At 70.7% G+C, this 20,209-nt stretch carries 17 protein-coding genes; 5 read left to right on the forward strand and 12 right to left on the reverse strand.

The genetic code is table 11. The features are described from left to right. Positions 1-27 precede the first annotated feature (27 nt). From CRP50_RS13735 to CRP50_RS13760, 6 genes are all read right to left on the reverse strand, one after another. Entirely contained in the window at positions 28-1,707 is a 1,680-nt protein-coding gene (locus tag CRP50_RS13735) for a methyl-accepting chemotaxis protein (RefSeq protein ID WP_176525160.1), read from the reverse strand. 247 nt (positions 1,708-1,954) lie between these two features. Continuing rightward, on the reverse strand, positions 1,955-2,458 hold the full coding sequence (locus CRP50_RS13740; protein ID WP_176525161.1) for a chemotaxis protein CheW: 504 nt from the start codon (positions 2,456-2,458) through the stop codon (positions 1,955-1,957). Positions 2,459-2,608: 150 nt separating this feature from the next. Further along, positions 2,609-3,121, reverse strand: coding sequence for a hypothetical protein (locus CRP50_RS13745; RefSeq protein WP_097279739.1), 513 nt, complete (start codon positions 3,119-3,121; stop codon positions 2,609-2,611). 45 nt (positions 3,122-3,166) lie between these two features. Continuing rightward, positions 3,167-4,207: a transglutaminase family protein gene (locus tag CRP50_RS13750; protein WP_097279740.1), complete on the reverse strand. Its 1,041-nt coding sequence runs from the start codon at positions 4,205-4,207 to the stop codon at positions 3,167-3,169. Next, complete coding sequence (locus CRP50_RS13755; protein WP_097279741.1) at positions 4,204-6,798, reverse strand: circularly permuted type 2 ATP-grasp protein; 2,595 nt, start codon at positions 6,796-6,798, stop codon at positions 4,204-4,206. The genes CRP50_RS13750 and CRP50_RS13755 overlap by 4 nt, the downstream gene beginning before the upstream one ends. A 62-nt stretch (positions 6,799-6,860) precedes the next feature. Next, positions 6,861-10,160, reverse strand: coding sequence for a DUF2126 domain-containing protein (locus CRP50_RS13760; protein ID WP_097279742.1), 3,300 nt, complete (start codon positions 10,158-10,160; stop codon positions 6,861-6,863). Positions 10,161-10,303: 143 nt separating this feature from the next. On the opposite strand from CRP50_RS13760, the gene CRP50_RS26110 reads away from it, so the two are divergent. Both CRP50_RS26110 and CRP50_RS26115 read left to right on the forward strand, forming a co-directional pair. Beyond that, positions 10,304-10,537 carry a hypothetical protein gene (locus CRP50_RS26110; RefSeq protein WP_245913475.1) on the forward strand — a complete coding sequence of 78 codons (234 nt, stop codon included), beginning with the start codon at positions 10,304-10,306 and terminating at the stop codon, positions 10,535-10,537. Further along, positions 10,534-10,914 carry a type II toxin-antitoxin system death-on-curing family toxin gene (locus CRP50_RS26115; protein WP_245913476.1) on the forward strand — a complete coding sequence of 127 codons (381 nt, stop codon included), beginning with the start codon at positions 10,534-10,536 and terminating at the stop codon, positions 10,912-10,914. Before CRP50_RS26110 ends, CRP50_RS26115 begins: the two co-directional genes overlap by 4 nt. 10 nt (positions 10,915-10,924) lie before the next feature. Here the strand turns inward: CRP50_RS26115 and CRP50_RS13770 are convergent, their stop codons facing one another. Beyond that, positions 10,925-11,650 (reverse strand): class I SAM-dependent methyltransferase, encoded by a 726-nt coding sequence (locus CRP50_RS13770; RefSeq protein WP_097279744.1) that lies wholly within the window; start codon positions 11,648-11,650, stop codon positions 10,925-10,927. A 34-nt stretch (positions 11,651-11,684) separates the two neighbouring features. Further along, complete coding sequence (locus CRP50_RS13775; RefSeq protein ID WP_097279745.1) at positions 11,685-12,536, reverse strand: hypothetical protein; 852 nt, start codon at positions 12,534-12,536, stop codon at positions 11,685-11,687. A 184-nt stretch (positions 12,537-12,720) separates the two neighbouring features. On the opposite strand from CRP50_RS13775, the gene CRP50_RS13780 reads away from it, so the two are divergent. The 3 genes from CRP50_RS13780 (at position 12,721) to CRP50_RS13790 (ending at position 15,427) form a co-directional block, all read left to right on the forward strand. Continuing rightward, entirely contained in the window at positions 12,721-13,275 is a 555-nt protein-coding gene (locus CRP50_RS13780) for a YdcF family protein (RefSeq protein ID WP_176525162.1), read from the forward strand. Then, on the forward strand, positions 13,272-14,483 hold the full coding sequence (locus tag CRP50_RS13785; protein WP_097279747.1) for a CaiB/BaiF CoA transferase family protein: 1,212 nt from the start codon (positions 13,272-13,274) through the stop codon (positions 14,481-14,483). The genes CRP50_RS13780 and CRP50_RS13785 overlap by 4 nt, the downstream gene beginning before the upstream one ends. A 107-nt stretch (positions 14,484-14,590) precedes the next feature. Then, positions 14,591-15,427 carry a hypothetical protein gene (locus tag CRP50_RS13790; protein ID WP_217992047.1) on the forward strand — a complete coding sequence of 279 codons (837 nt, stop codon included), beginning with the start codon at positions 14,591-14,593 and terminating at the stop codon, positions 15,425-15,427. Here CRP50_RS13790 and CRP50_RS13795 read toward each other — a convergent pair. The 4 genes from CRP50_RS13795 to asnB all read right to left on the reverse strand — a co-directional run bounded on the left by CRP50_RS13795 (position 15,418) and on the right by asnB (position 20,209). Beyond that, positions 15,418-15,840, reverse strand: a complete 423-nt coding sequence (locus CRP50_RS13795; RefSeq protein ID WP_097279749.1) for a very short patch repair endonuclease — start codon at positions 15,838-15,840, stop codon at positions 15,418-15,420. The genes CRP50_RS13790 and CRP50_RS13795 overlap by 10 nt on opposite strands. After that, positions 15,837-16,991, reverse strand: coding sequence for a DNA cytosine methyltransferase (locus tag CRP50_RS13800; protein WP_097279750.1), 1,155 nt, complete (start codon positions 16,989-16,991; stop codon positions 15,837-15,839). The genes CRP50_RS13795 and CRP50_RS13800 overlap by 4 nt, the downstream gene beginning before the upstream one ends. A 99-nt stretch (positions 16,992-17,090) precedes the next feature. Then, positions 17,091-18,425 carry a dihydroorotase gene (locus CRP50_RS13805; protein ID WP_097279751.1) on the reverse strand — a complete coding sequence of 445 codons (1,335 nt, stop codon included), beginning with the start codon at positions 18,423-18,425 and terminating at the stop codon, positions 17,091-17,093. Positions 18,426-18,439: 14 nt separating this feature from the next. After that, positions 18,440-20,209: an asparagine synthase (glutamine-hydrolyzing) gene (asnB, locus tag CRP50_RS13810; RefSeq protein WP_097279752.1), complete on the reverse strand. Its 1,770-nt coding sequence runs from the start codon at positions 20,207-20,209 to the stop codon at positions 18,440-18,442.

A 20,209-nucleotide genomic window follows, 5' to 3' on the forward strand; every position in this document is an offset into this window, starting at 1 on the left:
GCGCCTTTCCCCCCTCTTCCGGCCCCCTCAGGCGGCCCGGACGTCCGACAGGAAGCGGTTCACCAGCCCGTTGAGGCGGTTGGCCTGGTCGGACATCTGCTGCGTCGCCGACAGCACCTGCCCGGCCGCGGAGCCCGTCTCGTTGGCGGCTTCCGTCACTCCGATGATGTTGCGCGACACCTCCTGCGAGCCGGCCGCGGCTTCCTGGACGTTGCGGCTGATCTCGTGGGTGGCGGCGTTCTGCTGTTCCACCGCCGCGGCGATGGCGGAGGCGACCTCGTTCACTTCCTCGATGGTGCGCACGATGGTCTGGATGGCCTGCACCGCCGTGCCCGTCTCCGACTGCACCTGAGCGATCTGCTGGCTGATCTCCTCGGTGGCGCGGCCCACCTGCCCGGCCAGGTTCTTCACCTCGTTGGCGACGACGGCGAAGCCCTTGCCGGCATCGCCGGCGCGGGCCGCCTCGATGGTGGCGTTGAGCGCGAGCAGGTTGGTCTGGTCGGCGATGTCGTTGATGAGGCTGACCACTTCGCCGATGCGCTCGGCCGACTTGGCGAGGCCCTGGACGATGCCGTTGGTGCGCTTGGCCTCTTCCGCCGCCGAGCGGCTGATGGCGCTGGAGTGGTTCACCTGGCGGCCGATCTCGGCGATGGACGACGACAGCTCCTCGGCCGCGCTCGCCACGGTCTGGACGTTGGCGGAGGCTTCTTCGGAGGCGGCGGACACCGCCGTCGCCTGGCGGGTGGTCTGCTCGCCGATGGCCGACATGTTCTGCGCCGTCGCCTTCAGCTGCGTGGTGGCGGCCCCCACCGACTCCAACAGATGGTCGACATCGCTGCCGAAGCCGCGGGTCAGCTCTTCGATGCGCTTGGCGCGCGCCTCGCGGGCGGTATGCTCGCGTTCCTGCTCGGCGGCCAGCTGGTCGGCGCGGATCATGTTCTCCTTGAACACCAGCACGGCGCGGCTCATGTCGCCGATCTCGTCCTTGCGGTCGACGCCGTCGATGCCGACCGTCTTGTCGCCGCCGGCCAACTGGCCCATGTCCACCGTCAGCTCCCGCACCGGCTTGGTGATGCTGCGGGCGATGACCGCCGACAGGGCCACCATGGCGCCCAGGATGAGCAGCGCGACGATGCCGAAGGTGGTCGCCTGGCGCCAGAAGGCGGCGGAGACGTCGTCGATGTAGATGCCGGTGCCGACGAACCACTTCCACTCGGGAATGGTCTTGACGTAGGACAGCTTCTCGACCGGCTCGGTGCCCTGCGACTTCGGCCACATGTAGCCGACGTAGCCTTCGCCGGCGGAGCGCGCGACCTGCACCATCTCGGCCACGAAGGCCTTGCCGGCGGCGTCCTTCAGGCCCGACATGTCGGTGCCGTTCAGCTTGGGGCTCGGGTGGAATGCGGCCATGGCGTCGAAGGTGAGAATGAAGAAGTATTCCGCACCTTCTTCATAGCGCATGGCGCCGACCGCCTCGATGGCGCGGGCCTTGGCCTCGTCCTCGGTCATCTGCCCGGCCTGCGCCTTGGCGACGTAGCTGCCGATGACGGTGTGGGCCGCCTCGATCAGGTTGCGGGTCTTGATGCGGCGGTCCTCCATCAGCGAGGACTGCAGACTGGACAAGGCGACCGTCACGAGGACGATCATGCCGACGAGCGCAGCGGCCACGATGAGCCACAACTTCGCTCCGATCTTGATGTTCTTCACAGCACGCTCCACCAGATGACGCCCACCACCACCTCTTCCGGATGACGGCTGAAGGCGTAGCTCCCACTGATGATATAGCATGGAGAAGTTCACCGGACCTTAACGAAAACCGTAAAGGTACCCTGCGGTGCGCGCCTATTCTCCGATCGGCCCGTATTCGACCGGCGACTTGTTGCACCGCACAAACAAAAGGCCCGGAACGATCCGGGCCTTTATTATCCATCTATTATATGCGCGTTTCCGGAAGTCAGTCGCCGAAGTCCAGGAACGCGTCGATGTCGAGCACCACCATCAGCTCCTCTTCCAGGCGCACGACGCCGGAAGAAATGCCGCGCCAGCGCGGGTCGAGGGTGGAGGGGTTGGGCTCGATGCGGCTGACCGGCAGGCTCTGCACGTTGCCGACGCTGTCGACCTGCAGGCTGTAGAGTTCGGCGCCCTGTTCGACCGTGACACACATGATGTTGCCCTTGGTCTTCTTGGGCGGCAGGCCGAGGCGGGTGCGCACGTCGATCACCGTGACGATGCGGCCGCGCAGGTTGATGGAGCCGGCCACTTCGGGCGGCGCCAGCGGGATGCGGGCGATCTTCTCGGGGATCAGGATGTCCTGCACGCGTTCCACCGCCAGCCCGAACAGCTGGTCGGCGACGTAGACGGTGACGAAGACCTGCTCGTCCACGGACTGCACGGCCCCGCGGTGGGTATCCGTGGTCGCCAGGGCGCGGCTCTGGGTCGCGGGGGCCATATCGGTCATGTGCTGCCTCTCAAGACGCATTCTGCGGCACGGCGCAGACGGCTCCGACGCGCGGTCGCCGGGGTCGCGGGCCACGCAGATATTGCCCCGTTTCGCCAGCCCGTTCCAGTCATTTCGGGACTTTTCCTGCGCCTTTCGGATGAATCGGCCTCAGTTCGCGCGGGGCGTGTCCAACCCCTGGGATCCTCCCGGAGCGGCGGTCGGCGCCGCCTCGTCGGGCGCGATGCAGCAGCCGGTGACGGTGCCGCCGCCGGGCAGGGAGAGCACGGCGCGGGCGTCGCGCAGGTCGCCCTTCATGCTGTCGCGGCACTCCTCGCGGCGGATGACGGCGACCAGATCGTCGCCCGCCCCCTCCGCCACGTCCGTGCCGTCGCCGCTGGCGGCGGCGCCGCGCCACACCATCCACGGCGGGTCGAGGAACCCGAGGCTGTCGAGGGTGCCGGTGAAGGTCGTCTCCTCCACCTGTTCGCCGCCCGGCCGGCGCAGCAATGCCGTGCCGGGGCCGAGGTCGAGGGACCAGAAGGGCTCGTTGCCGGTGCAGCGCAGCACCATCACCGGGGGCTCGCTGGCTTTCTGGCGCGGCGGTGCTTCCTGCGCGACGGCGGCGGCGCCGGCGAGCGGCAGGGCGGTCAGGAACACGGCGGCGGCGAGAACGGGACGCATGGCGGGGCCTCCTTCGCCGGCTGCGGCCCGCGCCCCGCCGTCCGGCTATTGGGTCTGCTGTTGCTGCTGTTGCTGCTGCTGTTGGCGCGGCGGGGCGGCGTCCTTGCGCGGCACCGGTGCGACGGTCACCCCGACGCTGACGGTATGCGCGCCGCCCCCCATCATGACGCCTTTGAGCGGGCTGACGTCGCCGAAATCCCGTCCCCAGGCGATGGTGACGTGCTCGCGCGTCGGCAGCTTGTCGTTGGTCGGGTCGACGTCGACCCAGCCGCCGTCGGGCAGATACACCGAGATCCAGGCGTGGCTGGCGTCGCCGCCTTCCAGCGCCTTCTCGATCTCGTCGAGGGAGCGGGTGAGCACGTAGCCCGACACGTAGCGCGCCGGCAGCCCGAGCGACCGCAGGCAAGCGATCTGCAGGTGGGCGAAGTCCTGGCAGACGCCGCGCCGCGCCTTCAGCACGTCGGCGAGCGGGGTCGCCACCGTGGTCGCCGTCGGGTCGTACTTGAACTCGCCGTGGATGCGGTGGGTGAGGTCGAGCACCGCCGCCAGCAGCGGCCGACCGGCCGGGAAACTGGCGAGCGCATAGGCCTTCACCGCCGGCAGCAGCGGCACGCCGGGGCTTTCGAACGTGTACTGGCAGGCATCGAGCAGGTCGCGGCGGCGGGCATCGCGCACCAGGTCGCGCACCCCTTCCCACGGCGGCGTGCGGGCGGGGTCCGGCAGGCGCGGCGGCGCCACCGTCACCAGACTGTCGGCGACCACGGCCAGGGCGTCGTGGGTTTCCTCCAGCGTGAAGGTGAAGGCCGAGTTGCCGAAGTAGTCGCGCCGTTCCGCCGTGGTCGCCGGCTGCGGCGTGATGGTCAGGCGGTGGCTGTGCACCTGCTGGGTCGCCAGCTGGCGCGGCCGCAGGTGGGCCAGGTGATGGCTGATGGTCACCGGCTGGGTGTAGTCGTAGCGCGTCTCGTGCGTCACCCGATAGGTGACGGGCGCCGTCGGGTCGGCGGCGGCGGCCTTGGCGGCGGCGGCCACTTCCTCGCGCTGCTGCTGCTGGATGGCCAATACCGTGTGCAGGGGGCTGTCGCTCATGACGTGCGATCCTTCGCCGCCAGCAGCTCCACGAAGGGCGAGATGGGCTCCGACACCTCGGCGGCGTGGACGAAATACTGCCGCGTCAGCGTCTCCGAGAAGTCCCACAGGCCCGAGCGCATGGTGCCCACCAAGTCGATGAGCCGCACCTCGCCGCCCTTGGGCTCGGCCAGGGTCACCAGCGCCGGGTCGAGGGTGCGGGCGCCGGTCAGCAGGCCCATGACGATGCGCTGCTCGGGCGTGAACATGCGGTCGGCGAGGTAGGGCGCGAGCGCGTCGGCATGGTCCATCAGGCGGGCCAGCTGGAAGCCGAGCGAGCGCGGGTTGGTCTCGTCCACCAGCAGCAGGTCGAGCACCGGCACCACCTGCGGCGCCGCCAGATAGCGGGCGCGGTAGGTCATCACGCTGTCCGACAGGTCGAGCACCACGTCGAGCGCCGGCCCGACATCGTCGGGCGGCGAGGACAGCAGCGCCGACAGAAGGTCGAGCGCATGCAGGCCGCGCTCCAGCCGGCGGCCGACGTCCATGAAGCGCCAGCCGGGGCCGCGGGTCATGTTCTCGCTGCACAGCCCCGACAGGGCCGACAGGATCATGATGGTCTCGTTGAGCGCGCCGAGCATCTCGTCGGGGCTCACCGCCGCCGGCTTGCGCAGGGCCGCCAGCCCCTCGCCCAGGCGGTTGATGGAGCGCCAGGTGTCGAGCGACAGGCGGTCGCGCACCACCGTCGCGACGCGCTGCAGGTTCTGGATGACGCCGCGCAGGCCGACGAAGTTGGCGACGTCCATATTGCCGGTGATGAGCAGCCGCACCGCCTCGTCCTGCGCCGCCGGCTCGCGGCGATCGAGGTCGTGCGGCAGGTGCCCGAGCATGGCGAAGAGGTCGAGCACCACCGCCAGTTCCGGGTCGCCGCCGCCGGCCGAGCCTTCGACGGCGCGGCTCATGGCGGCGCGCAGCACGCGGGTGGTGTCCTCGCAGCGCTCAAGGTAGCGGCCGAGCCAGAAGGTGTTGTCGGCCACCCGGCTCGGCAGGTCGCGGCTGCCGCGCACGGTCTTGGCCGGCGCGTTGCGGCTGCGCAGCAGGCTGACGTGGCTGACCGGCGCGTCGGACAGCACCCAGGCGTCCTTGGACCCGCCGCCGTGCTGCATGGACAGCGACAGGGTGCCCGGCGCCGTGGTGCGGCACAGGCCGCCCGGCATGATCTCCGGCCCGTCGCGGGTCATGACGGCGTGGCAGCGCAGCGTGACGGCGCGGGTCTCCAGCCGCCCCTCCACCCAGGCCGGGGCGCTGGACAGGTGCACCGCCTCCTGCGCCACCCACAGGTAGGGCGCGGCCTCGATGCGGGCGGCGAGCTGGGCGCGTTCCGCCGACGACAGGCGCGAGGCGTCGGTGATGGGCGCCTGCACGGTGAAGGCCGGCCGCACCGCCAGGCGGTGCAGGTTCGCCAGCACGTAGGCGCGTTCCTTGTCCTGGCCGCACCACCACGAGGCGATGCCGGGCAGGCGCAGCTCCTCGCCCAGCAGGTGGCGGCACAGGCCGGGCAGGAAGGGCATGAAGGCCGGCGTCTCGATGAGGCCGGAGCCGAGGCCGTTGGCCACCGCCACCGTGCCCGCCTGCACCGCCCCCACCAGCCCCGGCACGCCGAGGGTGGAATCGTCGCGCAGGTCGAGCGGGTCGCAATAGCTGCCGTCGGTGCGGCGGAGGATCACCTCCACCGGCTTCAGGCCTTCCATGGTCTTCAGGTAGACGCGGTTCTCGCGCACCGTCAGGTCTTCACCCTCGACCAGGGTCAGGCCCATGTAGCGGGCGAGGTAGGCGTGCTCGAAATAGGTCTCGTTGTAAGGGCCGGGGGTCAGCACCACCACGCGCGGGTTGTCCGGGTTGCGCGGGGCGAGGCCGATGAGGGCGTCGCGCGCCTTGAGGAACCAGCCGGCCAGCCGCTGCACGTTGGCAGTGCGGTAGAAATCGGGCAGCACGCGGCTGACGATGATGCGGTTTTCGAGCGCATAGCCGGCCCCCGACGGCGCCTCGGTGCGGTCACCGACCACCCACCACGTGCCGTCGGGGCTGCGGGCGACGTCGGCGGCGTAGAACTGCAGCTGCTTGCCGGCCTGGCCCTGGGCGCCGTGCAGCGGCCGCAGGAAGCCGGGATTGCCGAACACCAGCGCCGGCGGCAGCAGGCCTTCCGTCAGCAGGCGCTGCGGCCCGTAGAGGTCGGCCAGGATGAGGCTCATGAGGGTGGCGCGCTGCTTCAGCGCCGCCTCCAGGAAGGCCCATTCCTTGCTGCTGACCAGAAGCGGCAGCGGGTCGAGCTGCCACGGCCGGTCCATGCCTTCCGGGTCGCCGTAGACGTTGTAGGTGACGCCGTTGTCGCGGATCAGCCGCTGGCCGCGGTCCCAGCGGGCCCGCATCTCGCTTTCCGACAGTTGCGACAGGGCATCGGCGAAGGACTGCCAGTGCGGCCGCACGGCGCCCGTCTCGTCCACCATCTCGTCGTAGGTGCCGCGCGAGGTGCCGTAGCCGATGTGCGTGAAGCCCGGCAGAACGCCCTGCCCGTCACGGCCCATGCGCCTCGTGGTGTCCAGCATCGGCATGACGGTCGGCCCTCAACGACGGCGGCGGGAGCCCCTGCCCCCGCACCGCCGCTTCAACGCTCTCACGTCGGAGTAAAGCGCAAATCCAGCGTACAAGGGAAGTCGGGATTATACTCCTTCGGAGGCACCGGTTTGCGCCCGGGGGTATGACCGATCGGATAGAAGCGGGCGAGACGCCGCGCCTCCGCCTCGTAGGAGTTGATGGGAGTGGTGTCGTAGTTGCGCCCGCCCGGGTGGGCGACGTGGTAGGTGCAGCCGCCGAGCGACCGCTCGTTCCAGCCGTCCATCAGGTCGAACACCAGCGGAGCGTGGACGCCGACGGTGGGATGCAGGCAGGCCGCCGGCCACCATGCCCGGAAGCGCACGCCGGCGACGTAGGTGCCCTGCTCGCCGGTGGGCTGCAGGGGGATGCGGCGGCCGTTGCAGGTGACCACGTGGCGCTCCGGGTGGAGGCCCGACACCTTCACCTGCAGCCGCTCGACGCTGGAGTCGACGTAGCGCACGGTGCCGCCGCCGCCCGGTTCCTCGCCGAGCACCAGCCAGGGCTCCAGCGCCTGGCGCAGTTCCATGTGGACGCCGTCGTGCACCACTTCGCCGTAGCGCGGGAAGCGGAACTCCACGTGCGGCGCGAACCACGCCGGATCGACGGGGTATCCGGCGGTGTTCAGGTCCGCCAGCACGGCGCGGAAGTCGCGCTCCACGTAATGCGGCAGCATGAACTCGTCGTGCAGGCGGGTGCTCCAGCGGGTCAGCGGCCGGGTGAAAGGCTCGCGCCAGAACCACGCGATCAGCGCCCGCAGCACCAATTGCTGCGCCAGGCTCATCTGGGCGTGCGGCGGCATCTCGAAGGAGCGGAACTCCACGAGGCCGAGGCGCCCGGTGGCACTGTCGGGCGAGAACAGCTTGTCGATGCAGATTTCCGAACGGTGGGTATTGCCCGTCAGGTCGGCGAGCAGGTGACGCAGCGCCCGGTCGACCAGCCACGGCGGCGCCTCGCGGGTGTGCGGCGGCAGCTGCGACAGGGCGATCTGCATCTCGTAGAGGCTGTCGTTGCGCGCCTCGTCGATGCGCGGGGCCTGGCTGGTCGGGCCGATGAACATGCCCGAGAACAGGTAGCTGAGGCTCGGATGGTTCTGCCAGTAGCGGATCAGGCTGCCGAGCACGTCCGGCCGGCGCAGGAACGGGCTGTCGGCGGCGGTGGGGCCACCCATGACGATGTGGTTGCCGCCGCCGGTGCCGCTCGCCCGGCCGTCGATGAGGAACTTCTCGGTGCCGAGGCGGCAGGCGCGCGCGTCCTCGTAGAGGCCGGTGGTGATGGCGACGGCCTCGTCCCAACTGGCCGCCGGGTGGATGTTGACCTCGATGACGCCGGGGTCAGGCGTGACGGAAATGCTGCCGAGGCGCGGGTCGCGCGGCGGCGGGTAGCCTTCCAGCGTCACCGGCAGGCCGGTGCGGACGGCGGCGGCCTCCACCTCGGCCACCAGGGCGATGTAGTCGTCGGCGGTTTCCGTCGGCGGCATGAAGACGTGCAGCCGGCCGTCGCGCGGCTCAACGGCGATGGCGGTGCGCACGGCGCGGCCGTGGGTCAGGCTCTGCGGATGCTGCGGCCGGTCGGTGGGCGCGTCGGCGCCGCGCACCAGGCGCTGGTCGAGGTCGCGCGGCTCCGGCAGGTCGCCGCGCGGCGCGAAGGGGTCCTGCTCGACGATGTAGGGGTAGCGGGCGGCCGGCACCCACGGCAGGCTGTCGAGCGGCATGCGCAGGCCGACCGGGCTGTCACCCGGGTGCAGCACCATGCGGCCGGTGCGGAAGGTCCAGATTTCCGTCTGCCAGCGCGGCGCCTCCGCCGCGCCCTGCCAGCGCTGCACCGGCAGGACGTAGCCGACCGGCACATGCAGGCCGCGCCCGAACACGCGGGCGAGGCGGGCGCGTTCCTCCGGGTCCTTCAGCTTGCTGTCGAAGGGGTCGACGTTGTCGGGCAGCCGCGCCTCGCGGGCGAGGAAAAGGCCGGCGTCCTCGTAGGCGGGATGCACCGCCGCGCCGTCGACGCCGAGGCCGTCGCACAGGGCGACCATGAAGCGCTCGGCATCGGCGATGGTGCTGTCGGGGCGGTCGGTCTCGTCGGCGAAGAGGGACAGGTCGCGCCACAGGGGCTTGCCGTCGCGCCGCCAGTACAGGTGGAAGGCCCAGCGCGGCAGGCTCTCGCCCGGATACCACTTGCCCTGGCCGTAGAGCAGCATGCCGCCGGGCGCGAAGCGGGCGCGCAGGCGGCGGATCAGGTCGGCGGCGAAGAGTCGCTTGGTGGGGCCGACGGCGGCGGTGTTCCACTCGGCGGCGTCCATGTCGAAGGCGGCGACGAAGGTCGGCTCGCCGCCCATGGTGAGGCGCACGTCGCCGGCCTTCAGGTCGGCGTCCACCTGATGGCCGAGCGCCTCGATGGCGGCCCACTGGTCGGGCGTGTAGGGCTTGGTGACGCGCGGCGTCTCGTGGATGCGCGCGACGCTCATCTCGAAGCCGAACTCGGTCTCGCATTCGTCGACGCCGCCGGTGATGGGGGCGGCCGAGGGCGTATCCGGCGTGGCGGCGAGCGGGATGTGCCCCTCGCCCGCCAGCAGGCCCGATGTGGGGTCGAGGCCGATCCAGCCGGCGCCTGGCAGGTAGACCTCGGCCCAGGCGTGCAGGTCGGTGAAGTCGTGGTCGGTACCGGCCGGGCCGCCGTCGATGGGCTTCTCGTCGGCCACCAGCTGCACCAGATAGCCCGAGACGAAGCGGGCGGCGAAGCCCAGGTGGCGCAGGATCTGCACCAGCAGCCAGCCCGAATCGCGGCACGAGCCCGACAGCTTGGTCAGCGTCTCCTCGCAGCTCTGCACGCCCGGCTCCAGGCGGACCAGGTACTTGATCTCCTGCTGCAGCCGCTGGTTGAGGCCGACGACGAAGTTGGTGGTCTGGGTCTTCTCCCGCGGCACGCTGGCGAGCCACGCCTCCAGCTTCGGGCCGAGCGGTTCGCAGCGGCGGAAGGGGCGCAGTTCCTCGGCCAGGATGGGGTCGTAGTCGAAGGGCCAGTGCTCGGCCTGCGGCTCCAGGAAGAAGTCGAAGGGGTTCACCGTCTCGATCTCGGCGACCAGATCGACGTCGATGACGAACTCCCGCACCTTCTCGGGGAAGACCACGCGGGCGAGCCAGTTGGACTGCGGGTCCTGCTGCCAGTTGAGGAAATGTCCCTTGGGGCTGATGGACAGGTTGTAGGACACCACCTTGGTGCGCGTATGCGGCGCCGGGCGCAGGCGGATCACCTGCGGACCGAGGGATACCAGCCGGTCGTACCGGTAGGACGTGCGGTGACGCAACGCGACGCGGATGCTCATTCCCAGGAATCCCCTTCCCCGGCTGCCCAAGTTCCGGTCAACGATGCCCGATGCCCAGCGGACGGGCAATGGGGAAAGGAGGTGGTTGCCGCGACGGCCGGCGGGACGTATCTCTTGGAAGGCCGTATCGAGGAGTCGGAGCCATGGGCGTCTTCCAGCTGAAAGTGACCAGAGTCGGCGATCAGCTCATGCTGGCGATACCGAACGAAGCGACGTCTCGCCTGGAGGTGGGCGAGGACGACGTCGTCTTCCTGAGCGACCTGGAAGACGGCGACTACAGGCTGTCGGCCGCAGGACCGGCGCACGACGACCAGATGAGCGTGGCACGCCGCCTCATGAAGAAGCGCCGGGCCGCGCTGAACGAGCTGGCGAAGTGACGACCGCGGTCAGGATCCCGCTGTCGGTGGTGATCGCGATCCACGAGGAACAAATCGCCGAGCATGGCGGCGCCGGGGGCGTGCGGGACGCGGATCTACTGGCTGCCGCCCTCGCGCGCCCGGACCATCTGGCAGCCTATGGCGATCCCGATCTGGCGGACTTGGCCGCCGCCTATGGGTTCGGTCTCGTCCGTAATCATGCCTTCGTCGACGGCAACAAACGCACCGGCGCGGTGGTGATGGAACTGTTCCTGGCCCTTCACGGCGTCGAACTGACGTGCAGCGACGACGAGCTGGTCCGGACGATTCTGGCGCTGGCCGGCGGCGATTTGAGCCAGGAGGCTCTCGCCGCCTGGATCAGGCAGCACACCGCGTAGCCCTTCCCCCTCACACCCCGCGGGCGTGGGCGTGCAGGTCCCAGTCTTCGCGGCGTTCCTTGCGCAGGACCGTCACGCGGGTCGGCTGGTCGAAGGTCCAGCCGTCGTCGGTGCGGGTGCCCAGGTCCTCGAAGCGGACCCGCAGGGCGGCCTCGGCGGCGTCGAAGCGGGCCTCGCGCTCGCTGTTGGCGCTGATGATGCGGTCGCGGAAGGCTTCGAAGCTGCGCAGTTTCACGGTGTGCACGAACACCGTCTCGCGCTCCACATGCAGGCCGTGGGCGTGGGCGGCATGCAGGGCGCGGTAGGCGAGGCCGCGCACTTCCTTCTCGTCGTCCACCGCTTTGCACAGGTCGTAGAACGGCCCCTGCGCCAGCGGCTCCGAGCAGTAGAGCTGGCCGCCCGACTTCAGCGCCCGCGCCGCTTCCGCCATGGCGGCGGCCATGTGCTGCGGCGGCACGTGGTGCAGGCTGTTGAAGAACACGACGACGTCCATGGTGCCCGACAGGATGGGCAGGGCCTCCGCCACGCCGTCGATGATGACGACGCCGTCCACCGTCTCCGCCGCGCCGGCCTTGGCGAGCTGGCGCGGGCTGCACTCGACGCCGATGACGCGCGCCGCGCCCGCCCTGCGGATGGCCCGCGCGAGGCCGCCGTCGCCGCAACCGATGTCGGCGACCGCACGGTCCTCGAGCACGAGGGACTCGAACAAGACGTCGCGGCTGTTCCTGCGTTCCATGGCACTGTCACCCGAACCGAAAAGGGGGATGGCGTCAGAAGAGCTCCGGCCGCTCGGGGCGGTAGGAGACCTTGTTCGCCCGCTCGAAAGCGTTGACGAAGGCCACCAGCTCCTTGCGGCGGTTCATGGCGCCCTGCACCTGCGCCGGCGTCACGGGCGGACCGGAGATGCGGTTCTCCTCGATCATCGCCTTGATGCGCTCCAGGAACATCCGCACGTTCACCGCCTCGATCAGGTCGGCGCAGAAGTGGATGAATGTATCATACCGCACCGGCTTCTTGGGCTTCGGCGGATGGTGCACGGAAGCGGCGAAGGAACCGGTACGGCCGCCGCGGCGCTCCAGGATGGCGGCGCGGTGGTAGCTGGAGAAGGGGGTGAACACCACGGCCGTCTGGCTGTCGTGCTGCACCACGAACTCCTCGTCGCGGCCGAACAGGGTCTGGCTGACGCGGCGGACGATCTGCTCGTTGACGTCGCCGCCCTGGGCGAGCGCCTCGATGGCGTCGATCTGCTTGGAGGTGTTGGTGGAAAACAGGGTCTGCCCGTTGTGGTGGATGGACACCCAGGTTTCCGGTACGAACTGGCGTTCGTACGACGACATGCGCTGGTCCCACTTGGCGGTCCACTCGGTCCCCGCCTCGTTGCGGAAGGCGAAGGGATTGCGGCTGAACACCTCGTACACCATGGCGGCGGCACGGAGGGTGCAGGGGATGTTCTGGCCGCGCACGACGACGGTCTCGTTCACGTCCGCCGACTTCAGCACCATGGCGATGCGGTTGGACCGGATCGACATGGCCGCCTGGCCGCCTTCCGACGCCGTGTCGAAGGAGAACTTATGAACGGTCGTCTTCTCGCGGAACAGCGTGATGCCGAGGACGGAGGCCATTTCTTGGCTCAGGCAAAAAGGTCGAGCGGGCGGAACGCCTACCAAAGCAAGCGGTTTGGGACGGCGATCATGGAGGCAATACTACCAAATGTCCATCGAAGAAGCGGCACCCTCCGAGGTTTCCCCACGACCCTTGCGGAAAGGCCGGAATGCGGCCGATGCGGTGGTGGTTCTGGGGGCGAAATTGACGCCGGAGGGCGGCGCCGGGCCGGCCCTGAGGCGCCGCCTCGCCGCCGCCGCCGTGCTGTGGCAGGAGGGAGTGGCACCCTGGCTGGTGGTTTCCGGCGGAGCCACCGGGCCGGGCGATGCGGCGGTGACGGAGGCCGCCGTCATGGCCCGCCGGCTGGTCGACCGCCACGGCATCCCGGCCGCCGCCGTGGTGCTGGAGGAAGCGTCGCAGGACACCCTCGGCAATGCGCGCGAAACCCTGGCCCTGGCGGCCGAGCGGGGCTGGCGGCGGCTGGTGGTGGTGACCGACGAGTTGCACCTGCCGCGCGCCCTGTGGACCTTCCGCCGCCTCGCCCGGCCGCTCGGCATCGCCGTGGAGGGCCATGCCGCGCCGCCGCCGCGCCGCCTCACGCCGGCGTGGTGGAGCCATGCGGCGCGCGAGGCCGCCGCCTGCCTCGCCTACGCCTATCGATTGCAGCGGGCCGCACCCGTGTCCTTGCGCGGGGCGGCAGCGCTGCCGCAAGATCCGCCGAACACGCCGCCCGCCTCCGACGCGAAGGACCGCCGATGACCGACACCGCCGCCGCCGCCCCGCTGCCGCTCGCAGGCATCCGCGTGCTCGACTGCGCCACCTTCATCGCCGCGCCCTACGCCGCCGCCATCCTGGCCGAGTTCGGCGCCGAGGTGATCAAGGTGGAGCAGCCCGGCAGCGGCGACCCCTTCCGCCGCTTCGGCACGCCGACGCCGCGCGGCGACACGCTCGCCTGGCTGTCGGAGGCGCGCAACAAGCGCTCCGTCACCCTCAACCTGCGCGACCCGAAGGGCGCCAAGCTGTTCCGCCAGATGGCGGCGCAGGCCGACGTGGTGTGCGAGAACTTCCGCCCCGGCACGCTGGAGAAATGGGGCCTCGGGTGGGACGACCTGCGGGCGGTGAACCCCGGCCTCGTCATGCTGCGGGTGTCGGGCTACGGCCAGACCGGCCCCTACCGCGACCGCCCCGGCTTCGCCCGCATCGCCCATGCGGTGGGCGGCCTGACCCACCTCGCCGGCATGCCGGGCGGGCCGCCGGTGACGCCGGGCTCGACCTCCCTCGCCGACTACATGAGCGGCCTGTTCGGGGCCGTCGGCGTGCTGGTCGCCCTGCGCCACCGCGACCGCACCGGCGAGGGCCAGCAGGTCGACATCGGCCTCTACGAGAGCGTCTTCCGCGTGCTCGACGAACTGGCGCCGCGCCATGCCTACGAGGGCACGGTGCGCGGGCCGGAGGGGGCGGGCACGCTCAACGCCTGCCCGCACGGCCACTTCGCCTGCGCCGACGGCCACTGGGTCGCCATCGCCTGCACCAACGACAAGATGTTCGAGCGCCTGACCCGCGCCATGGCCCGCCCCGACCTCGCCGAGCGCTACGCCCGCGTCGCCGATCGCCTGGCCGACCGCGAGACGGTGGACGGCGCCGTCACCGCCTGGACCGGCACCCTCACCCGCGCCGAGGTGCTCGACCGATGCCTGACGGAAGAGGTGCCCTGCGGCGCCATCAACACCATCGCCGACATCGCCGCCGACCCCCAGTTCGCCGCCCGCGGCAACCTGCTGACGCTGGTCGACCGGCTGGTGGGCGAGGTGGTGGTCCCCAACGTCGTCCCCCGCCTCACCGCCACACCGGGCCGGGTCGAGCACCTCGGCCCGGAACTGGGCGAAGGCAACGCCGAGATCTACGGCAAGCTGTGCGGCCTGACGGAGGAGGAACTGGCGGCATACCGAGCGGCGGGGGTGGTGTGAGGGGAGGGCCGGCGGCCGCCGCCGCTTGCACTCATCCGCGAGCGCAGGCATTACTTGTCACCTTCGTTTCGACAACACGCGAGGCTGCGGTGTTCGGTCCCAGTATCTTGGCGCGGACGCTCAGCCGCCCTACGCGAGAGGATGCCCACGGGAACCTCTGGCAATATCACTCGCGCAGCGACCACCATTCGAAGGTCGCCTGCTGGGGCATCCTGTTCGACCTCCTGCTGACATGCGGTCTGTTGCGATCCCACATCGAAAGCGGCAAGGTCGCCTTCGGCATCAACCACAAGATGACCGACTTCCAGCACAACAGGAAGAAGGTGCTCGACCTGGTCCTGTGCACGCCGGCGGCCGGTGTGCCGAAGGGGCGACCGCCGAGCACTTTCGCGGCCATGGTCGAACACTACGAGATCGACTTGTCCGACGACGAACGGTCGGCGCTGGTTGCCCTGCCGCAGCTCGTCGGCGCGCCCGTCGGCAGCGTGCTCGCTGCGCTCGAGGCGAAAGCCTGCATGACGGCGCATCAGCGCGCGTTGCCGCGGCTCTACGACGAACTGAACTCCAGCCACGCCACGACCCACGGGGCCACCGACCAGGCCATCGCCGCGGGGTTCGTCATGGTCAACGTCGCACCGACCTTCGTCAGCACCGACTTGAACAAGTGGCCGCTTTCGCAAATGCCGCCGCGTGTCTCCGATCACGTTCAACCCCGCGCGGCGGAATTGGTCGTCGCCAAGATGACGCAGATCCCGCGCCGCTCGAAACTCGGCGACGCCGGGTTCGACGCCTTCGCCATCACGGCCGTGGATTGTCGCAACGACGGCACGCCGGTGCGGCTGATCGAAGGGCCGCCGGCGCCGGCGAGCGGCGACATCTACTCCTACGAGTCCATGATCGCGCGGTTCGCCCACATCTACGCCACCCGCTTCGCTCACCTGTGAGCGAGGATCCGCTCCAGCCGGGCCGCGAGCACGTCCGGAGCGGCGGTTTCGCATTCCCAGACGATCACGACGCGATAGCCTCGCCGGCGCAAGTCTCGCACCACGCGGGCGTCGCGCCGCCGGTTCGCGGCGAACTTGGCGGTCCAGAACTCGTGGTTGCGCTTCGGGACGGTAGCACGCCGACAACTCGTGTGGTGGTGCCAGTAACAGCCGTGGACGAAGACGGCCCAACGACGACGCCGGTTGACGATGTCCGGAGACCCCGGCAAATCGCGAGCCTGCAGGCGATACCCCAGGTGAAGAGACCGCAGGATCCCCCGGACGACGAGTTCGGGCGCCGTCCCCTTCTGCCGGACCCGCGTCATGAGGCGCGAGCGCTCCGGATCCGTTACCACCGACGGGATGCCGCTCACTCGGCCGCCACGGGAACCGCGGCCCCGCCGCGCACCCGGTCCAGGTGCGCCGCGACCGCATCCAGGAAGCCCTCGGGGAACCGCAGCGACCCTTTACGCGCCCTGTGGTAGAAGCCGGCGGTCGCCCGCTCCGAGAGCGGCTTGCCCGGGTACTGGAGAAATTCGTGCAGTGGCGGCCGTTCGAGCACGACGGGCGCTTCACCGATCTCCACCGCGATGCGCCGCCGACCGTCGAACCGGGCGGCCGCCGGCCACCCTTTGCCCGGCATCTCCCGGTCACGGTCGCCGCCATAGGATCCGGGCGTCGCGAGACGTCGTCCGAGCCACTCGGCGACCGGCACGCTCACGGCGTTTCCGACCAGCGACCACCGCCGCGAGGCTCGCGCCACCCGTTCCGCCGCCACCGTCCAATCCGCCGGAAAACCCTGCATGCGTTCGGCATCCCGAATGTCGGGTTGGATCAATCGGCCGTCGGGAAGAAGAATGGCCGGCGGTGACGGAATGCCGACCGTCGAGCCGTTCTTCAGCGTCGGGACGGCGTCCGCCGCCCAGCCGAGCCCGCGAACGCCTTCCGTCCAGTAGAACCCATGAGCCTGCTCCCCCAGCCGCGTCGGCGGCTCCCGGAAATCGGCGTCGTCGACGAGTAGCACGTCGGCCGGATCGGCGACCGTGGAGGCCACGATGAACACCCGCTTGCGGCGCTGCGGCAGCCCGAAGGCCAGGGTGTTGACGACGCGATAGGCCCACCGGTACCCGAGCGCCTCCAGGGCGGACACGACGTGGTCCAATGCCTTGCCGCCGGCGAGTTGCATCATGAACGGCACGTTCTCGAGGACGACCCACGGGGCGCGGCGCTTTTCGAGCAAGCGGAAGACCTCGCCCACCAGACCAGAGCGCAGCCCGCCGATTCCGGCGGTGCGGCCTGCCTGACTCAGATCCTGGCAGGGAAACCCGGCGGCCACGAGGTCCACGTCGACCGGCAAGGCCGCGATCGTCCGGACGTCCTCGGGGCAGGGAACGTCCGGATATCGCGCCTCCAGCACCGCGCGCGCCGCCGGCTCGATCTCACACAGGAGAGCGGCGTCGTGACCGGCCCGGGCCAAGCCCCGCTCCAAGCCGCCGATTCCAGCGAACAGGCCAGCCACGCGCATTCCCGTCACTCCTCCCTCGACCTACGAGCACAGCTTACCGGACGGCGGTGTACGCCGCCAGCCGGCAAGAACAAAAAATGCACAAAAGGCTGTACACCCTCACCCCGCGTAGCATTCCTGGAACTGCACCGGCCGCCCCGCCGGGTCGCCGAGGACTTCGTCGTCGCGCATGACGATGCGGCCGCGGATGATCGTCGCCTTGGGCCAGCCGGTCACCGTCTTGCCGTCGAACGGCGTCCAGCCGCAGCGGCTGGCGATCCAGGCGTTGGTGATCTCGCGCCGGGCCGACAGGTCGACCAGGGTGAAGTCGGCGTCGTAGCCGACCGCGATGCGGCCCTTGCCGGCGATGCCGTAGATGCGGGCCGGGCCGGCGCTGGTCAGGTCGACGAAACGCTCCAGCGTCAGGCGCCCCGCCGCCACATGATCGAGCATGAGGGGCACCAGGGTCTGCACGCCGGTCATGCCAGACGGGCTCGCCGGGTAGGGCTTGGCCTTTTCCTCCAGCGTGTGCGGCGCGTGGTCGGAGCCGATGACGTCCACCACCCCCTGCTGGATGCCCCACCAGAGCATATCCTGGTGTTCCTTCTCGCGGATCGGCGGGTTCATCTGGGCCAGCGTGCCGAGCGTCTCGTAGGCATCGGCCGTCATGGTCAGGTGCTGCGGCAGCACCTCCACCGTCACCAGATCCTTGTGATCCTTGAGGAACTGGATCTCCTGCGCCGTCGTCACGTGCAGTACGTGGACGCGCCGGCGCGCCGCCTCGGCCAGCTTCACGAGGCGCTGGGTGGCGCGCAGGGCGGTTTCGGCGTCGCGCCAGACGTGGTGCAGGCGCGGGTGGGCGCCTTCGTCGGCCAGGTGCTTGCGCTCGCGCAGGCGTTCCTCGTCCTCGCAGTGGACGGCGACGCGGCGGCGGCCGTTGGCGAGCACGCGGGCGATCACCTCGTCCTGCTCCACCAGCAACGAGCCGGTGGACGAGCCCATGAAGATCTTCACGCCGGCGCAGCCGGGCAGCGTCTCCCACCCGCCCAGGTCCTCGGCGTTCTCGGGCGCGGCGCCGATGAAGAAGGCGTGGTCGCACCACGCCCGGCCCTTGGCGCGGGCGAGCTTGTCGGCGATGGCGTCGGGGGTGGTGGTCGAGGGCTTGGTGTTCGGCATCTCGAAGATCGCCGTCACGCCGCCCTTCACGGCGCCGAGGGTGCCGGTCGCCAGGTCTTCCTTGTGCTCCAGGCCCGGCTCGCGGAAGTGGACCTGGCTGTCGATGACGCCCGGCAGCACGTGCAGGCCGGTGCAGTCGATCACCTCGGCCGCCTCGGCGTCGGCGGGCACGCCGAGCGCGGCGATGCGGCCGGCGCGGACGCCGACGTCGGTGGCGACGCGGCCCGAGGGGGTGAGCACGGTGCCGTTGCGGAGGATGAGGTCATACCGGTCGGCCACGGCGGAATCTCCTGTCAGGGGGCGGCGGTCAGGGTGGCGAAGACGTCGCCCTCCGGCATCCGGCCGAGCACGTGGCGGCGGTACCAGAGGGCATAGAACAGCAGCGTCCAGGCGGCGAAGCGCGCCCGCTTGTCGCCGCTGGTGAAGAGATGGCGGCCGGCTTCCGGGTCCACAAGCTCCACCACGCCCGGCTGGGCCACCACCATGGGGCCGAGCATGGCGCCGTGGCGGGCGATCCACTCGCCGACGGGCACGGTGAAGCCGCGCTTGGGCGTGAACGGCTGCGACGCCGGCAGGGTGCGGCGCAGCCATTCGCGCAGCAGCCACTTGCCGTGGCCGCGGCGCACCTTCAGGCGGTCGGGCAGCGGGAAGGCGAAGGCGGCCAGCGCTACGTCGAGGAAGGGCACCCGCCCCTCCATGCCGTGCGCCATGAGGCAGCGGTCGAGCTTGGTCAGCAGGTCGTTGGGCAGCCAGTCGGCGATGTCGAGAGCCTGCGCCGCCTGCAGCCGCGTCCGCCACTTCTGGCCGGCCGCCGCCGCTTCGGCGCGGGCGAAGCCGTCGCGCCACGCGCCGGGCGGCTGGCGCAGCACGTTGAGGCCGTCGAAGGTGCCCTTGCGGCGCATGGGCTTGGCGAAGGGCCACGGGCGCATGGCGTGGCGATAGCGGCCGTAGCCGCCGAACAGCTCGTCGCCGCCCTCGCCGGACAGGATGACGGTCACCGACTTGCGGGCCTCGCGCGCCAGCAGCCAGGTCGGCACCACGGCATAGTCGGCGGCGGGGTCGTCCATGCAGGCGGCGATGGCCGGCAGGTGGTCCCAGAAGTCCTTCTCGGTGACCGCGACCTCCACATGCTCCGCCCCGGCGGCGCGGGCGACGGCGCGGGCGTGCTCGCGCTCGTCGGGCACGCCGGTCTCGGGGAAGCCGGCGGTGAAGGCCAGCACCGGCTGCGGGTTGAGCCGCGCCATCATCGCCAACACGGCGGAACTGTCGACGCCGCCCGACAGGAACATGCCGTAGGGCACGTCGGAGCGCTGGTGCAGCTCCACCGTCTCGGCGAACAGCTGGTCGAAGGCCTGGACGGCCACGGACTCGCGCCGCACCGCCGGCCCGGTGCGTGGCGGCGGCAGGGCCGACAGGCGGCGGCGGTCGACGATGCGGCCGCGCTCCACCACCAGCGTCTCGCCGGGCAGCACGCGCAGGATGCCGGGGAAGATGGTGGCCGCGCCGGTGGTGAACTGCAGGTTCAGCAGTTCCTCGCGCGGCGCCTCGGCCACCTTGGGCGGCACGATGCCGGCGGCGACCAGGGCGGCGGGCTCGCTGGCGAAGGCGAACAGACGGTCCGTCTCGGCGTAATACAGCGGCTTGATGCCGAAGGGGTCGCGCGCCAGCACCAGCCGCCCGGCGCGGGCGTCGTGCAGGGCGATGGCGTACATGCCGCGCAAAGCGTCGGTGAAGGCGAGCCCGCGGCGGCGGTAGAGATACAGCGGCGGCTCGCAGTCGGACAGCGTGCGATAGGGCTCGCCCGGCATCTCCGCCCGCAGTTCGCGGTAGTTGTAGATCTCGCCGTTGGCGACCAGCGCCAGGTCGTCGCCGGCGAACAGCGGCTGGTGACCGCCTTGCAGGTCGATGATGGCGAGGCGGGCGTGCGCCAGCCCGACGTCGTCGCGCTGATGGGTGCCCTGCCCGTCCGGCCCGCGATGACCGAGCGCCGCCGCCAGCCGCGCCAGCAGATCGGGCGCAACGGGCGAGCCGTCGCGGCTCATGGCTCCGGCGATGCCGCACAT

Origin of the sequence: Caenispirillum bisanense, from assembly GCF_900230255.1 — a bacterium.
GTDB classification, from domain to species: domain Bacteria; phylum Pseudomonadota; class Alphaproteobacteria; order Rhodospirillales; family Rhodospirillaceae; genus Caenispirillum; species Caenispirillum bisanense_A.

Bases quoted from the DNA above. Each gene is read 5' to 3' on its own strand.
- asnB (WP_097279752.1), bottom strand. From the start codon at position 20,209: ATGTGCGGCATCGCCGGAGCCATGAGCCGCGACGGCTCGCCCGTTGCG.
- CRP50_RS26110 (WP_245913475.1), top strand. From the start codon at position 10,304: ATGGGCGTCTTCCAGCTGAAAGTGACCAGAGTCGGCGATCAGCTCATG.
- CRP50_RS13770 (WP_097279744.1), bottom strand. From the start codon at position 11,650: ATGGAACGCAGGAACAGCCGCGACGTCTTGTTCGAGTCCCTCGTGCTC.
- CRP50_RS13800 (WP_097279750.1), bottom strand. From the start codon at position 16,991: ATGCGCGTGGCTGGCCTGTTCGCTGGAATCGGCGGCTTGGAGCGGGGC.
- CRP50_RS13760 (WP_097279742.1), bottom strand. From the start codon at position 10,160: ATGAGCATCCGCGTCGCGTTGCGTCACCGCACGTCCTACCGGTACGAC.
- CRP50_RS13785 (WP_097279747.1), top strand. From the start codon at position 13,272: ATGACCGACACCGCCGCCGCCGCCCCGCTGCCGCTCGCAGGCATCCGC.
- CRP50_RS13775 (WP_097279745.1), bottom strand. From the start codon at position 12,536: ATGGCCTCCGTCCTCGGCATCACGCTGTTCCGCGAGAAGACGACCGTT.
- CRP50_RS13750 (WP_097279740.1), bottom strand. From the start codon at position 4,207: ATGAGCGACAGCCCCCTGCACACGGTATTGGCCATCCAGCAGCAGCAG.
- CRP50_RS13745 (WP_097279739.1), bottom strand. From the start codon at position 3,121: ATGCGTCCCGTTCTCGCCGCCGCCGTGTTCCTGACCGCCCTGCCGCTC.
- CRP50_RS13755 (WP_097279741.1), bottom strand. From the start codon at position 6,798: ATGCCGATGCTGGACACCACGAGGCGCATGGGCCGTGACGGGCAGGGC.
- CRP50_RS13740 (WP_176525161.1), bottom strand. From the start codon at position 2,458: ATGACCGATATGGCCCCCGCGACCCAGAGCCGCGCCCTGGCGACCACG.